At 54.7% G+C, this 234-nt stretch carries 1 protein-coding gene; it reads left to right on the top strand.

The features are described 5' to 3' along the window. The coding region (locus tag ACO0KW_RS20515) for a hypothetical protein (RefSeq protein WP_423055195.1) at window positions 1-234 on the top strand (234 nt) is incomplete at both ends.

Here is a 234-nt window from a genome sequence, read left to right as displayed (position 1 = left end):
CAGCGGGTGTCGATACCAGCGCATTGCCAGCGAGCGTCAATGTCAGTGGCGGCAGCAGCACGACATTTACAGTCACTGCCACCGATGATTATTTGAAAGAAGGTTCCGAATCCCTGATCGCCACGATTAGTGGTGTCACCGATACGAACAGTAAATATGAAGCAGTAGCGGTCGGCAGCAGCAACACAGCAAGCAGCGCGATCACCGATGAAGCCGTCCCAGCAGCAAGCGACA

Source organism: Undibacterium sp. Ji22W (genome assembly GCF_049340305.1).
Taxonomy (GTDB): Bacteria; Pseudomonadota; Gammaproteobacteria; order Burkholderiales; family Burkholderiaceae_D; genus Undibacterium.
The sequence above is the reverse complement of the archived record's forward strand: the minus strand, read 5'-3'. Positions and strand labels throughout refer to the sequence as shown.